General features: G+C 60.2%; 15 protein-coding genes. 4 read left to right on the top strand and 11 right to left on the bottom strand.

Going from position 1 to position 14352, the window contains the following annotated elements:
* Nucleotides 1-137: 137 nt before the first annotated feature.
* The gene (locus tag JQ567_RS14750) at nucleotides 138-1325 is read left to right on the top strand and encodes an enoyl-CoA hydratase-related protein (RefSeq protein WP_212439491.1); all 1188 of its coding nucleotides are present in this window, start codon (nucleotides 138-140) and stop codon (nucleotides 1323-1325) included.
* A 203-nt stretch (nucleotides 1326-1528) separates the two neighbouring features.
* On the opposite strand, the gene JQ567_RS14745 is transcribed toward JQ567_RS14750, so the two are convergent.
* From JQ567_RS14745 to JQ567_RS14720, 6 genes are all read right to left on the bottom strand, one after another.
* The gene (locus tag JQ567_RS14745; RefSeq protein ID WP_212439490.1) at nucleotides 1529-2317 is read right to left on the bottom strand and encodes an SDR family oxidoreductase; all 789 of its coding nucleotides are present in this window, start codon (nucleotides 2315-2317) and stop codon (nucleotides 1529-1531) included.
* A gap of 60 nt (nucleotides 2318-2377) precedes the next feature.
* On the bottom strand, nucleotides 2378-3169 hold the full coding sequence (locus tag JQ567_RS14740) for a crotonase/enoyl-CoA hydratase family protein (protein WP_212439489.1): 792 nt from the start codon (nucleotides 3167-3169) through the stop codon (nucleotides 2378-2380).
* A 186-nt stretch (nucleotides 3170-3355) separates the two neighbouring features.
* Entirely contained in the window at nucleotides 3356-4456 is a 1101-nt protein-coding gene (locus JQ567_RS14735) for an NADH:flavin oxidoreductase (protein WP_212439488.1), read from the bottom strand.
* 70 nt (nucleotides 4457-4526) lie between these two features.
* Nucleotides 4527-5726, bottom strand: a complete 1200-nt coding sequence (locus tag JQ567_RS14730) for an ABC transporter substrate-binding protein (RefSeq protein WP_212439608.1) — start codon at nucleotides 5724-5726, stop codon at nucleotides 4527-4529.
* Nucleotides 5727-5840: 114 nt separating this feature from the next.
* Complete coding sequence (locus tag JQ567_RS14725; protein ID WP_212439487.1) at nucleotides 5841-7436, bottom strand: class I adenylate-forming enzyme family protein; 1596 nt, start codon at nucleotides 7434-7436, stop codon at nucleotides 5841-5843.
* Nucleotides 7437-7973: 537 nt separating this feature from the next.
* Nucleotides 7974-8318, bottom strand: a complete 345-nt coding sequence (locus JQ567_RS14720) for a helix-turn-helix domain-containing protein (protein ID WP_312017401.1) — start codon at nucleotides 8316-8318, stop codon at nucleotides 7974-7976.
* Nucleotides 8319-8834: 516 nt separating this feature from the next.
* Here JQ567_RS14720 and JQ567_RS14715 point away from each other — a divergent pair.
* Nucleotides 8835-9821 (top strand): MDR family oxidoreductase, encoded by a 987-nt coding sequence (locus JQ567_RS14715; protein WP_212439607.1) that lies wholly within the window; start codon nucleotides 8835-8837, stop codon nucleotides 9819-9821.
* Nucleotides 9822-9909: 88 nt separating this feature from the next.
* Entirely contained in the window at nucleotides 9910-10368 is a 459-nt protein-coding gene (locus tag JQ567_RS14710) for a DUF2147 domain-containing protein (protein ID WP_212439485.1), read from the top strand.
* A 190-nt stretch (nucleotides 10369-10558) separates the two neighbouring features.
* Here the strand turns inward: JQ567_RS14710 and JQ567_RS14705 are convergent, their stop codons facing one another.
* The 5 genes from JQ567_RS14705 to JQ567_RS39055 form a co-directional block, all read right to left on the bottom strand.
* A complete protein-coding gene (locus tag JQ567_RS14705; protein ID WP_212439484.1) occupies nucleotides 10559-11338 on the bottom strand; it encodes an SDR family oxidoreductase in 780 nt (259 codons plus the stop codon).
* 38 nt (nucleotides 11339-11376) lie between these two features.
* The gene (locus JQ567_RS14700) at nucleotides 11377-12381 is read right to left on the bottom strand and encodes an NADP-dependent oxidoreductase (protein ID WP_212439483.1); all 1005 of its coding nucleotides are present in this window, start codon (nucleotides 12379-12381) and stop codon (nucleotides 11377-11379) included.
* A gap of 34 nt (nucleotides 12382-12415) precedes the next feature.
* Nucleotides 12416-13279, bottom strand: a complete 864-nt coding sequence (locus tag JQ567_RS14695) for an alpha/beta fold hydrolase (protein WP_212439606.1) — start codon at nucleotides 13277-13279, stop codon at nucleotides 12416-12418.
* A gap of 100 nt (nucleotides 13280-13379) precedes the next feature.
* Complete coding sequence (locus JQ567_RS38155; RefSeq protein WP_249165470.1) at nucleotides 13380-13532, bottom strand: hypothetical protein; 153 nt, start codon at nucleotides 13530-13532, stop codon at nucleotides 13380-13382.
* Nucleotides 13533-13624: 92 nt separating this feature from the next.
* On the bottom strand, nucleotides 13625-13870 hold the full coding sequence (locus JQ567_RS39055; RefSeq protein ID WP_409363604.1) for a hypothetical protein: 246 nt from the start codon (nucleotides 13868-13870) through the stop codon (nucleotides 13625-13627).
* On the opposite strand from JQ567_RS39055, the gene JQ567_RS14685 reads away from it, so the two are divergent.
* Complete coding sequence (locus tag JQ567_RS14685) at nucleotides 13763-14338, top strand: TetR/AcrR family transcriptional regulator (RefSeq protein ID WP_409363602.1); 576 nt, start codon at nucleotides 13763-13765, stop codon at nucleotides 14336-14338. The genes JQ567_RS39055 and JQ567_RS14685 overlap by 108 nt on opposite strands.
* Nucleotides 14339-14352: the final 14 nt, after the last annotated feature.

The following is a 14352-nucleotide window of genomic DNA, read 5'->3' as shown; positions in this document are numbered from 1 at the left end:
TCTCTTGCGGAGCCCTGCGGCTTGAGCTAAAAATAATCCGACTGACCGTTCGAATAATAGCACCGGCGTTTGGCCGCTTCAAGGGAATTTTCCCGTCCGTGCGCCAAAACGGCGAATTTGCAAGGAGGATCATCGGGATGGACGAAGTCACCCCCACCGGTCTCGCCCGCGCGCTCTACTCCGCCCTTGCCGCCGGCGACCGCGCACAGCTCGATGCCTTGCTGCATCCGGACTTCACCGGCCGCACCGCCGAGGGCATGCCGTTCGGCATCGGTGGCGATCATTCAGGTCCCGCGGCGATGCGGCGCAACGGCTGGGGTGCCATCGCCCGGCATTTCGAGGCCCGCGCCGAGCCGGAACGGTTTCTCGATCTCGCCGATGGCCGTCTCTTGGTGACCGGCCGCTATCGTGGCCGCGGCAAGCAAGGCGGTGCTGTGCTGGATGCGGCCTTTGCCCATCTGATTGCGTTCGATCAGGGGCGTATCAAGTCGCTCGAGCAATTCACCGACACCGCTCGCTGGCACGACGCCGCAGGACCGTTACGAACGGTGCTGCTCGATTTCGAGGGCGGCGTTGCGACTTTGCGGCTGAACCGTCCGGACAAGGGCAATGCGATTGACGAGCGCATGGCCGCCGACCTCGCCGAAGCTGCAACACAGATTGCGGAAAGAGCAGACGTCCGCGCCGTCCTGATCGCCGGCAACGCGCCGAACTTTACGGTCGGCGGCGACCTCGGCCTGTTTGCGGGAACGGCGCGCGAGCAATTGCCGAACCGGCTGCGCCGCATGATCGACAGCTATCATCTCGCGATCGAACGGCTGACCAGCATCGACGCGCCCGTCGTCGCTGCGGTGCGCGGCGGCACCGGTGGCGGCGGACTGGGCCTGCTCTACGTCGCCGACATCGTCGTTGCAGCTGACGACGCCCGGTTTGCGCTGGGCTATGGGGCGCTCGGCCTGACCGCCGATGGCGGCAACACCTGGTTCCTGCCACGCATGGTCGGGATGCGGCGCGCGCAGGAGCTGTTCCTGCTCAACCGCCGCCTCACCGCGCAGGAAGCCCTCGCCTTCGGATTGGTGACGCGCCTAGCGCCGGACCATGAGGTGGACAGCGAAGCCGCCTCCCTCGCCGCGAAACTCGCCGCCGGTCCGACGCGCGCCTTCGGCGCCGTCCGCCGGATGCTGCGCCAGTCGTTCGAGACGGGACTGTCTGATCAGCTCGACGCCGAAAAGGATTCGATCGTCATCGCCAGCAACACCGACGACGCGCAGGAAGGAATTTCCGCCTTCGTCGCCAAACGACGGCCGAATTTTCGCGGCAATTGAACCGGTCAAGCTGATGCAAACTCATTTCTCGCGGCGGTCGTTCAGGCCTCTCAGCCAAGCCCCCAATACTGGCCATCTCGCGAACGGCTGCTCAGCGCCACGAGCGGCCGTTCGCTTACCACGCATCAGGCGAAGACTTCTCGTCACATGGCACGCAGCCAAACGCCGGCCCTGGCTGCCGAGACGCTGTCGCTGGTGGTTCCCTAGCCCGATATCACCGAAGTCAGACCGCCATCGACGGCAAGGGTCTGACCGATGATGTGCTTGCCCGCGTCGCTGGCGAAGAGAACCGCGGCGCCTTTCAGATCGTCCTCGTCACCGATGCGGCGCAGCGGCGCGCCGGCGGCGAGCTTTTCGACCCCGACAGCTTCGATCGTGCCCCTCGTCATCCTCGACGGAAAGAAGCCGGGCGCCAGAGCATTGGCCGTAATTCCGTAGCGTCCCCAACTACCCGCCAGAGCCCGCGTGAAATTAACCACCGCGCCCTTGCTCGTATTGTAGGCGACCATCTGCATATCCCCGGAACTTCCGAACAGGCCCGCGATCGAAGCAAGGTTGATAATGCGGCCATACTTGTTGGGAATCATCGAGTGCTTCGCGACCTGCTGGCTGAGCAGGAACAGCGAGCGGATGTTCAGATTCATCACCTTGTCCCACGCTTCGATCGGGTGATCCTCGGTCGGCGCGCCCCAGGTTGCGCCCGCGTTGTTCACCAGAATGTCCACCCGGCCGAGCTTCTTGATCGTTTCGTCTGCGAGCCGCTTGACGTCCTCGTCCCTGGAATTATCCGCTGCGATCCATTCCGCCTTGATGCCGAGACCGGCAAGATGCGCCTGTGCCTTTTCCAGATCTGGCGCCTTGCGAGACGAAATCAAGACTCGAGCCCCTTGCTCGCCTAGCGCCTCGGCGATCTGCAGCCCAAGGCCACGCGAGCCACCTGTAACAAGGGCATTCTTGCCGGTGAGATCGAATGCCTTCTTGATGCTTCCCATAGTCAAATCCCCTTGTGGGCGAAGTTCCGCTGCACGGTAATGTGGGGTTCCGCGGGATCTCTATTTCCCGCGGAACACTGCCGAGCGACGTTCCACGAAAGACTGGATGCCTTCCTTGATGTCTTCGCTGCTGAAGACGCGATCCTTGATCTTCGGGATGTACTCGATCGCAGCTTTTTCACCGGCCTCGATGTATTTCAACGCGGCCTCCTTGGTTACCTGAATTCCGATCGGAGCGTTCCGGGCGATCAGATCCGCAATCTCCATTGCGCGGGCAATCTGTTGGCCAGGAGCAACGACCTCCTGGACAAATCCGATCTTGTAAGCCCGCGCTGCGCTGAACTCGTCGCACAGGAATAGGTGATACATCGCATCTCCCCAGCCAGCCCGCGTCAAATACCGGAAGTGCGCACCACCAAGTGGCGCGATCCCGCGCTTTGACTCCATCTGGCAGAACCGGGCGTCATCGGCCGCAACGACAATATCGCCAGCCAGCATCATTTCGATGCCGATCGTGAAACAGATCCCCTGCACTGCCGTCACAATCGGTTTGCGGCACCGGCTTTTCAGCGCGAAGGCATCGATGTTGCCGGGCTTGATCTCGGTATTCTCGGCCTTTGGTCCGAAGAATTTCGGCATATCCAGCCCGGCCGTGAAATCAGGGCCTTCGGCGCAGAGTACCCCTACCCAGTAATCGTCCGTTCGGTCGAGAAGCGTCATCGCGTCCGACATCTGCGCCATCATCTGCGGGCTAAAGGAGTTCTTCTTCGCCACATTGTCGATGATGATCTTGAACACATGCCCGTGCACCTCGGTCCGGATCTGGCCAACCTGGGTTTTCGTCTCATTCATTTGCAAGTCTCCGAATGGCTTCCAGGCGACTGCGCAACGACACGCAGGCTTTCCCCGTCGGCTGGTTGCAGCCGACTATTGCTTGCCAGCAGCTTTGAACAGTCGCCTAAACACTAGCTACAAAAGATTTGGATAACCGTTATTCAGTGGCGATCTGCCCCGCCGTGAAACCTTTCATCGCTCAACTCAGCTCAGCGCCGCGAACGCGGTCCGTTCGAAAGCCATCAGTTCTTCCGTCCGGCCGTCACGCACCTTGAGCAGCCACTGCGGATCCTGAAGTATTGCCCGGCCCACCGCGACGAGATCGAACTCCTCGCGATCAAGGCGGCGGATTAACTCGTCGAGGGATGCCGGACGGGAGCTTTCTCCGCCGTATGCGGCAATGAATTCGCCGGTCAGGCCGACCGACCCAACCGTAATCGTCGGCACTCCCGTCACCTTCTTGGCCCATCCGGCGAAATTCAAATCGGAGCCATCGAACTCCGGCTCCCAGAAGCGCCGTTGCGAGCAATGCAAAATATCAACTCCCGCGTCGACCAGAGGTTTGAGCCAGGCTTCCAATGCGCGAGGCGTATCGGCCAGCTTCACTTCATAGTCCTGCTGCTTCCACTGGCTGATCCGGAGCAATATCGGAAAATCCGTTCCGACCGATTTGCGCACGGCGTGGACGATATCAGCGGCAAACCGGGCCCGGCCGGGCAGGTCCTTGCCTCCGTAAGTATCCTCACGGCGATTGGTACCCTCCCAAAAGAACTGATCGATCAGATAGCCGTGCGCGCCGTGCAATTCGACGGCATCGAACCCCAGGCGCTTTGCCGCAAGCGCCGCGTCGGCGAAAGCGCGAATGGCGTCCGCGATGTCCTCCTCGCTCATCGGCTCGCCGAACTGCTTCTCCGGTCGCGACAGGCCGGACGGACTGTCGTAGGCGCCGGGAGGAGACCAATTCTGGGCGCGCGTGCGAACGGCGCCGACATGCCATAGCTGCGGCGCCATCAGGCCGCCCGCGGCGTGCACCTCGTCGACCACACGCCGCCACCCCGCCAGCTCCTTCTCGCCATGAAAGCGGGGAACATTCGGATCGTTCAGGGATGCCGGACGATCCACGCCCGTCCCCTCCGATATGATGAACCCGACCGCTCCTTCGGCACGGCGGCGGTAGTACCGCGCGACGTCTTCGGTCGGAATACCGCCCGGAGAGAATGAGCGCGTCATCGGCGCCATCACCACCCGGTTCGGCAAGTTCAGCCCCTTCAGCTTGAAAGGCCGGAAAAGTGCGTCGCTGGACATTTGCGCTCCCTGGTTCAGTTAGTAGCTTTGCGGGCTCCGATTACCCACATTGCTCGTTCAAGAGGCAAGCTCATTTTTCCTCGGCGCTGAGAACCTTGCCGAATTGATCCCACGTGCTGCCGTTCCAGCGCTGCAGCTGCAGCTGCGTGTACGCCATACTGCTTTCCGGGCCCGTGTTGATCGTAACACCGGGTATGAGAGTGGGGAGTGACAGCCCGCGGATGCTCCGCGATTGCTTGACAATGTTCTCACGCGAAAGATCGTCTCCGCACTGCTTGAGCACTTGCTCCAGGATCTGTCCCTGCTGCGTACCGAACAGATAATTGGCATCACCGATGTCCGCGCCCGGCAGGTATTTCGCGAAATGTTCACGGTACCATTTGATGCCGGGGTCGTCGGCCCACTTCTTGTCGTTCGGATCCTTGGTGATCGTTGCCGCCACGATGCCCACAGCCTTTTCCGGTCCCGCGGGAACGATGGTTGAAGAAACCGAGCTTGAAACGAAGTTGATCAGGAACAGAGGCTTCCAATTGACCTCATCGGCCTTCTTGATAGCCTGCGCGGCGAACTTCGGCGTGCCGGCGACCAGGAACACCTCTGCGCCAGACGATTTCAACTTCACCACGTGGGAATCGATCGTCGGCTCGGTCACTTCATAGGAAGACGACACAACTTTCTTGTCGAAGTCGTCTTTCAGATAGCCTTTGAATGCATTGAGGAAGTCCTTACCCAAATCGTCGTTCTGATACAGGATCGCTATCTTTGCGTCCGGCCGGGCCTGGGTGACGTATTTCGCGTAGATTCGCCCTTCCGTGTCATAGCTGGGCAACCCCGTGGTGGTCATCGGAAATTCAGCGAAGTTCGTGAATTTGGTGACTCCGCTCACCACGAACAGATGCGGCACTTTTTTCGCGTTGACGTACTTGATGGTGGCGCCGATGCCGGGTGTACCGAGCGGGCCGAACAGGAAGGCCACTTCATCGCTTTCGACGAGCTTCCTGGTCTGCTCCACCGTCTTGGGAGGACTGTAAGCATCGTCGTAGGTGATGAGATTGATCTTGCGGCCGTTGATGCCACCGCGCTCGTTGATCGAATTGATGTAAGCGATCAGACCCTTCCCGGTATTGCTGAGCGGCGACGCGGGACCGCTAAACGGGAACGTAGCCCCCACTTTCACTTCGGCGCTCGTAACGCCGGGTGTTTCTGCACGCGCGGGCGCGCCAACAATCGTCGCGCCGATCGCGGCTGCCAGTATAGACTTCCTGAACATCGACTTCTCCCTTGCGCGGCGACGGGTTACGTCGCTCATCAATCGTTGAATTTCCGTGCGGCCTCGGCGACCGACCCCTGGTGCGGCTTCGTCCCATTCCTTGCAGTGCATCACTCAGCCCGCGGCTGCGGCTTCGGACGCCATCCCGACCGCCCGCTCGATCGCCATCTCTCGCAGCTTGTGTTTGAGTATCTTGCCGGTGGAGGCTGAAGGCAGAGCGTCGAGCACGATCAATTCAGTCGGACGCTTGTACGAAGTGAGCTGTTGGGCTGTGTACGCCTTCAGGTCTTCGGCGCTGACACTGGCGCCGGGGAGAAGCTGGACGAACGCGACGACCTCCTCGTTGCCATCAACCGGCCGTCCCACCACCGCTGATTGGACGACCTGATCGTGCGCGTTCAGCACCGCCTCCACCTCGGCGGGATAAACGTTGAAGCCGGAGCGGATAATGAGTTCTTTGGTTCGGCCGGCGATGTAGAGATGCCCCTTGCCGTTCACCCGGGCCAGATCCCCTGTGTTGAACCATCCCTGGTCGTCGATCGCCGCGGCCGTCTGCTCGGGTGCGCGATAGTAGCCGAGCATCACGTTCGGGCCCCGGACGTGCAATTCGCCCACGTCGCCGGTCGCCACCTTCTTGCCCTGCCTGTCCACGATCCGGTGCTCGATACCGGGAAGAAAGGGGCCGACTGACTCATCCGAGACAGGGTGTTCTGAACGGACACCCGACAGGCCCGGCGAACATTCGGTTATGCCGTAATTGTTCAATAGCGGGATTCCGAATTCGTCCTCGATCCGCTTCTTCAGATCGAGGTCGAGCGGAGCGCCGGCGACGGCTATGGTCCGCAGCTTGCCTCGCTCTAACCGTTGGATGCCCTTGACCGCCTTGTGTTCCAGCAGACGCTGATATGTAGCGGGAACACCGAACAGGCTCGTAATCCCCTCCTCGGCTATGGCATGGGCCAGCGCAGCGGGATCGGCCTTGGCCACAACGTACAAGGTAGCGCCGTGCATCAGCGTGGCGATCAGCAGGATCGAATACCCGACGATGTGGGACATCGGCAGCACGCCGTAGATGCGATCCGCCGGACCGCTTCGGCGAAGAATTCCCGAAGTCCTTGCGGTAAAGAGCAGGTTGCGGTGGCTCAGCATGACTCCCTTCGGAGCACCGGTCGTGCCCGACGTGTAGAGAAGGCCTGCGACCTGGCGCGCGCCATCCTTCTCGACGGGTTCCGCTTGCGCATCCGCATTGAGAGGACCAATACCGATTCCGCCGAACGGTCCCACAGCGTCTATTTTGGTGCCGACACGGCTGGCGTGATCGGCGGCTTCCTTCGAAAGCGCCGCGTTGAACAGCACGCGCCTGGCGCCGCTGTGCGTCCCGATCAGGTCGATTTCCCTGGCCGACAGGCGAGGATTAACCGCAATGCCCCATGCATCTAGCTTGCTCGCCGCGAAGAGCATCGCCCCTAGGGCCACGCTGTTCTCGCTCGCTATCATCACCCGATCGCCGGGCCTGATCCCCAAATCGGTGAGATCCTTCGCCGCAGCGTCGACAGCTTCCGAGAACTGCCGGTAGCTCCACGAACGCGCCCCTTCCACGAACGCCGGATGATCCGGGATGTCCCGCACGAACGGCGCGTACACCTCGTGCACTCTTGAAGGCAGCCCATCGAGCAATTCGGCCGCAGTGATATCGTCCACGCTCCTCATGCCATCCTCCTCGCGCCTTGTTTTCGGGGGTGCTGCGTGACCTCCCCTTCAAACGGGCAAGTCCGCTCCTTCACTTCCATCGGCCGCCCGAGTAAATAGTTCTAAAATAGAACTGTCAAGATGGATGGCTATATACCGTTTTGGAAGGGGAATGACTTCGATCTCGCACGATCAATTCCCATTTGGAATTGAATAGTTGAGACGCAGATTATTCGGAGAAATCAGTGGGATAAGACTAACTTAGGGAAGAGCGTTGCTCGTTGGCATGCGCAGTCGCGATATTCATAGATCGTTAGAGTCAACTGATCCCACGCGAATGCTCGCTTCGCGTGCGCAGGTTGGAGAAGTTTGGCACAGGCATCGCTCGTTAGAATAATCGCGTCATTGCTATGCCACTGCGGCATCAATCGCTAAGTGAACGCTGGCTGAAGTTGGCAACTCGCTGTACGACGCCAGCTCATTGGGTGCCGTACGGTGAAACGTCTCGACTGCTCAGGTATCCGCAGCACAAAGTCCGCACGCATCACTCAACCTACGTTACAGGGAGCATGCGTTTTGCTGGCGATCTTCAAGCGCCTGGTGCCACTGAGGGACGCCTTCGATTGAACCTCCATATTGCTTGCCCCAACCCCGAAGCGAAAGCAGTACAGGCCCGAGGCTCTGGCCGAAGGCGGAGATTTCATATTCCACCTTCGGAGGAATTTGCGGATAGGCATGGCGCACGATCACGCCATCGGCCTCCAACTCGCGCAATTGAAGGGTCAGTATCCTCTGCGTGGCGTTAGGGATGGCTCGGGACAGTTCCATGAACCGCTTCTTGCCGGCGAAGAGATGAAACAGGATCAGTGGCTTCCACATGCCGCCGATGACGGACAGTGTCACTCCGACCGCACATCCGCTCTTCGCGTCAAACCGTCTTGGACGCATAGACACCTCCATAAATGGTCGTATCTGCCAATATCAAGCGTTCTGCGGCATGCAGGACACGAATTCGGATTCGGCGGGGCCTAGCTCCGGTCACACTCGCTCGGTTGACGTCTTTGGATGTTGCCGTCGATGCCATTGAACCGACGTCAGGATTTATATCACATGACGACCCTAATACAATAGATGCTCGTAGCCTCCTCTAGGACGACGGCGTGATCACGGCAAGGAACTCGCTGACAGCGCGCCAGAGCGACCGCACGGTTATGCCTCGGCATAGCCGGTTTCCTGCCCGCGCTTCCGGGCGCTACGTCGCCATGTCAGGCCCGCTGTCATATCCGCCAGGGCCCGGCTCCCCGCTTTGACCGTCGGTACGTCCATAAATGATAGTACCCGCTTTAATTGTGCCTTCTTGCGGAAAAGAGGCGCGACCCTAGGTCCGTGGACAACGCAACACCGACCCAGGATATGGCGATGACGTTCAAGGCACTGCTGGCAGCAAAGACTGATGGAAAGATTACGACCAGCGTGGTCGAAATGAACGAGCAAGATCTCATGCCTGGCGACGTTACGGTCGCCGTCGATTATTCGACCGTGAACTACAAGGATGCGCTGGCCATTAGCGGGCGCACGGAGGTCATTCGCCAGTTCCCCCTCATTCCCGGCATCGATCTTGCTGGAACAGTGGAGGCATCCTCTTATCCCGGCATCGCAGTCGGAGACCGCGTCGTCGCCAACAGCTGGGGGTTAAGTCAGACCCATCATGGTGGATATGCCCAGAAGGCGCGGCTGAAAGGCGAATGGCTGATCAAGATTCCGGCGCCATTTTCGACAAAAGACGCCATGGCGATCGGTACGGCCGGTTACACCGCGATGCTGTCGGTGCTCGCCCTCGAACATGGCGGCATCACACCGCAGCGTGGCGACATCCTCGTAACCGGTGCCAACGGCGGCGTCGGCTCGATCGCGATCGCCCTCCTCGCCGATCTCGGCTATCGCGTCGTCGCATCGACGGGACGTCTTGAGGAAGCCGATTATCTGCGGAGTCTCGGCGCGGCTGACGTCATCGATCGACGAACGCTTTCGGAGCCTGGAGCGCCAATCGCGCGCGAGCGTTGGGCTGGCGCTGTCGACTCCGTCGGCAGTCATACCCTGGTGAACGTGCTGGCGCAGACGCAGTACCGCGGCGTGGTGACGGCCTGCGGACTGGCTCAGGGCGTCGATCTTCCCGGCACGGTTCTGCCGTTCATCCTGCGCAACGTCACCCTGGCGGGCATCGACTCGGTGAATACCCCTCAGGAGGCGCGACTCGAGGCATGGTCGCGTTTGGCCCGCGATCTGGACGTGAACAAGCTCGCCCGAACGATGCAGGTGGTCGGCCTCGCAGAGGTCCCCGATGTGGTGCGCCAAATGTTCGCCGGGAAGGTGCAGGGCCGCACGGTCGTCGACGTCAATGCCTAGCTATCGTGCGACCGGACTTGCTTGGCGACGCCTCGATGAACATCGGACCGCACGGCAACACGACAGCAAAACCCTCGCGGAGACCATTATGCGTTTTTTGAAACGATCGGGCGCCCTCGCGCTCACCTTGGCTGCTGGACTCATGTCCTCCGGGACCTGGGCGGATAATACCTCACCTGTCGGCTTGTGGAAAAATGTCGATGACGTCAGCGGCAAACCGAGAGCGCTCATCCGCGTCACGGAATCGAATGGCACCCTGCAGGGCAAGATTGAAAAGGTATTTCCCGCTCCGTCCGAAGACCGGAACCCGAAATGCGAAAAATGCGAGGGCGCGCTCAAGAATGTACCGGTAATCGGCTTGGTAATCCTGAGTGGCCTGAAGAAGGACGGCGCTGAATATACCGGTGGCAAAATCCTGGATCCGGACAATGGCAAGGTCTACAGCAGCAAGATCCAACTGACCGACGGCGGCAAGAAGCTCAACGTGCGCGGCTACATTGGCGTGTCAATGCTGGGTCGTTCGCAGGTTTGGGAGCGTCAGGAATAAAAAGCCAAACTCGGCATCGATTGAGACCGGCCCCGGACGCGAATGATAGCTTCCGGGGCCGCGGAAACCTCGTCAAGCGGCGACCTCCACCTTCTTGTTGACGGACCCTCGCTCGATATCGGCGAGAGCCACGTCAACTCGAAAGGCAATGGTCAGTCGCTACGTAGGTCCGCACCGAAGCCAATGCGGTTCACCATTTCTCGGCCCACGGCCGGAGCACGACTTCGAACGCCCAGGTCGACCGATGCTGTTGATGAAGCTGAAGATAGGTTTTCGCGATATGGACGGGGTCGGCCATGTTGTCGTCGACAGTTGTTCCCGCCAGCCGATGCGCGCGGGTCCCGTCTTCCTGGGTCCAGCCGATCGCGGCGTCGATCGGCACATTCGCGACGTGGATACCCTGCGGCATCAGTTCTCTTGCCATGCTTTGCGCGAGTCCGGACTTGGCGTGACACGCCATTGCAAAGGCACCGCTTGACGGGAAGCCCTTGAGCGCCGCGCTGGCGTTCGTGAAGATGATCGTTCCTCTCGCGCCGTTGGCGTCGGGTTCGTTTCCGAGCATGAGCCGAGCTGCCTGTTGACCGACCAGAAACGCAGAGAACGCCGAGTTTCGAAGCGTCTCAAGCGCCATGACCGGGTCGGCTTCGATAACGCTCTTGCGAAAGATGCCGGGAACCCGGCCATCGATGTTATGCACGACAAGCCTCGGCGTTCCGACGTCTTGGACGACGCTCCCGAACAGCTGTGCCACAGCCGCCGGGTCGCTGGCATCGCAGGCGCATCGACGCACGCCATGCGTCTTCTCGAGGGTCTCAAGGACCGCCTTTTCGGGATTCCTGGCTGCGACGCAGACACGCATGCCGTTCTCCGCGAACAGCCTGGCGCAACTTGAGCTGATGCCCGGACCGCCGCCGACAATGAGTGCAATGTCCTGTACGGAAGTTTGAGTGTCACCATTGAATTGAGTCATGTTACTTCCTCCGATGCGTGGCCGCGTCAATACGGGACCTATTGTTTCACTGCAATGACGACCTTGCCCTTTGCGCGCCCGGTCTCGACGTAGGCCAGCGCATCTCCGGTCTTCTCGAATGGGAACACCTTATCCACGACCGGACGGATCACGCCGGATTCAATCAGGGAAGTGATCTCGCCCAACTGCTGTCCCTGCGCACGCATGAACAGGAATGAGAAGCGCACACCCAGACTTTTGGCTTGTTTCCGCGCACCACGGCTCAGGAGGCGTATCACGAGCTTCAGGAACAGGTTCAACCCCAGTTCCTTGGCGAATTCGGGATCCGGCGGCCCCGAAATCGAAACGAGGAGGCCACCCGGCTTGAGCACGCGCAGGGATTTTTCAAGCGCCTTGGCGTCCTGGCTGTGCAGGACCAGATCGTAACCCGACAAAACCTTCTCGAAATCCTGCGTCTTGTAGTCGATGACAACGTCCGCGCCGAGACTCTTGACCAGCTCGACATTTTTCGTGCTCGTCGTCGTCGCAACTGTCGCGTCGAGATGCTTGGCGAGTTGGATGGCAAAAGTCCCCACACCACCGGAGCCGGCCTGAATGAAGACCTTCTGCCCGGGCTTCAGCTTGGCCACCTCCACCAGCACCTGCCAGGCGGTCAGTCCCACCAGCGGAATGGAGGCGGCTTCTTCCATGCTGAGGTTTTTGGGCTTTAGCGCCACGTCGGCCTCATTCATGGCAATGAATTCCGCGAATGTTCCGACCCGATGATCGCGCGGCCGTGCATAGACCTCGTCGCCCGCCTTGAACCGCCTGACGTTGGGGCCAACGCGGGTGACGATCCCGGCAACGTCGTGGCCCAGAACGAAAGGCGGACGATACGGCAGGAAGAGTTTGAACTCTCCGTTTCTCACCTTGGAGTCCAGAAGGTTCACACCGGTTGCGTGAACTCGAACCATGACATCATCGTCCCGCACCTCCGGCTCCGGTACTTTGGTCAAGCGCAGAGCGCCGTTCTTTTTGTATTTGTCGACAACGAACGCCTTCATAGGGTCTTCTCCAGTTTGAAATATTGTCGCGGCGTCAGGCGCCGAGGAAGGACAGCGCCTTCGGCACGAAATCGGCGTGGTTCTGAAAAATCCCGCCGTGACCGGCATCTTCGTAGATAACCAGTTGTGCGCCCGGGATACGGCGCGCCATATCGATGCTGTTTGCGGTCGGCACCATGATATCGTGGTCACCATTCGCGATCAGGACCGGGATCCGAATGCTCCCGAGATCTTGAGGCGCCTGTCGGCCCCAAGCAGTGATCGCTTTGACCTGCCGCAAGAATGCGCCGGGCGTAGGTCCCTTGTCCCGGCCTGCCTTGCGCTCTTTCAGTCGTTTCAGGAAAGCGGCCGCCGCTTGGCGGCCATTGGCCGTGGACGTGAAGAACAGATAGAATTTCGGGTCTCGCAGCGTCAGGAAGCCTTTGATCATCAAAGGCCAGGATACCGGCCACACCTTGTCGATACCTTCGCCGCCCGCCGGCCCCGTGCCGGTCAAAATGAGCTTTCGCACCAGGTCTGGTGCCTTCAACGTGATATCCTGCGCCACAAATCCGCCGAGGGAAAAGCCGAGCAGATCGACTTTCTCGAAGCCCAGCGCGCGGATTAGGGCAATCGCATCCCGCGCCATTTCATCGATGGTCACAGGCGCTGTTCCGCCCGACGCGCCGATACCTCGGTAATTGGTCGCGATCACGCGATGCTTGCTGGCGAGGCCGTCGACAATTCGTGGATCGAAATTGTCCAGAACCGCGCCCCAATGATTGAGAAGAATGAGCGGCACGCCGCTCCGGGGACCGATGTCACGGTAGACGAAAGGTGTCCCCCCGACATTTATCGAGAGCGTGGGTGCATCTATGTAGCGCGCTCCCCGTCCGAGGTAAGTAACAGAACTTGACATGGTCTTCTCCATTGTCCGGCTCGGACCGAAAACTCCAAGATGGGACGGATAATCGGCCGGACGGCCCGGCTCTCTATGTGCGCGCCAATACATGCGCTGATTACGCCAGCCCGAATTGCGATCGCAGAATCTTGCCGAACAGCGCGCGAGGACGCCGGGCGAATGCGACCTGCCGCGCGGCCTTGCCGATGCAACTCGACGCGCCGGTGAGGAACGCTGCCTTCTTGCGCTCCAGCGCTCTCAAACCCGGCATTATTTTACCTCTCAGCTGTGAAACAGTCCGCTTTCAGGATCTGGCAGCGGTCGTTCGTTTCACTTTTTTGATGACGATCGTCATCTTAATTGTTAGATGATGATCGTCATGAAAAATGTCAAGCGGAGTTTTTGCGAATCTGAGATCGCTCGGCCGTGGCCAAGACCAGCAGACGCAGGTCCTGCGACCAACGGAGTGAGAAAACGATGAGGGTGTCGCGCGAAAAGGCGCTGGAGAACCGCGAGCAGATCATCGAGACTGCGGCGCGCCTGCTGCGCGAGCATGGTTTCGACGGGATCGGCGTTGCCGACATCATGAAAGCTGCCGGGCTGACCCATGGCGGCTTCTATCGCAACTTCGCTTCAAAGGATGATCTGGCGGTCAAGGCCAGCGAACGTGCAATCGCGGACACGACAGCGTTGCTGAAGGATGGACTGGCCCAACAGCCCAAAGATCCGTTTCGCGAACTTATCGAACGCTATGTGTCATCGGCCCATCGCGACGATCCAGGTTCCGGGTGCATTCTGCCGGCATTGGCCGTGGACGCCGCGCGGAGCGACGATCCCGCTCTCCGCGCTGTCTTCGTCACGGCGATTCAAGGCTATCTCGACCTGATAACAAGACTGTCATCCGCGACCCCGAGAGCCGCGGGCAGCAGACATTCCGCTGCTATCCTCTCGGAAATGATCGGCGCTGTCATATTGTCTCGCGTGATTGCGGATACGCCGCTGGCGGAATCGCTGATTGCTGCCGTGGTGGCCGATATTGCGGGACCATCCCCGGAAAACAAATCGGCCGAGGAGTGACTTCAACCGCTTAG

Origin of the sequence: Bradyrhizobium sp. AUGA SZCCT0431 (assembly GCF_018131065.1) — a bacterium.
In the GTDB taxonomy this organism is placed as follows: Bacteria; Pseudomonadota; Alphaproteobacteria; order Rhizobiales; family Xanthobacteraceae; genus Bradyrhizobium.
This window is presented reverse-complemented; position numbering and strand designations above follow the sequence as displayed.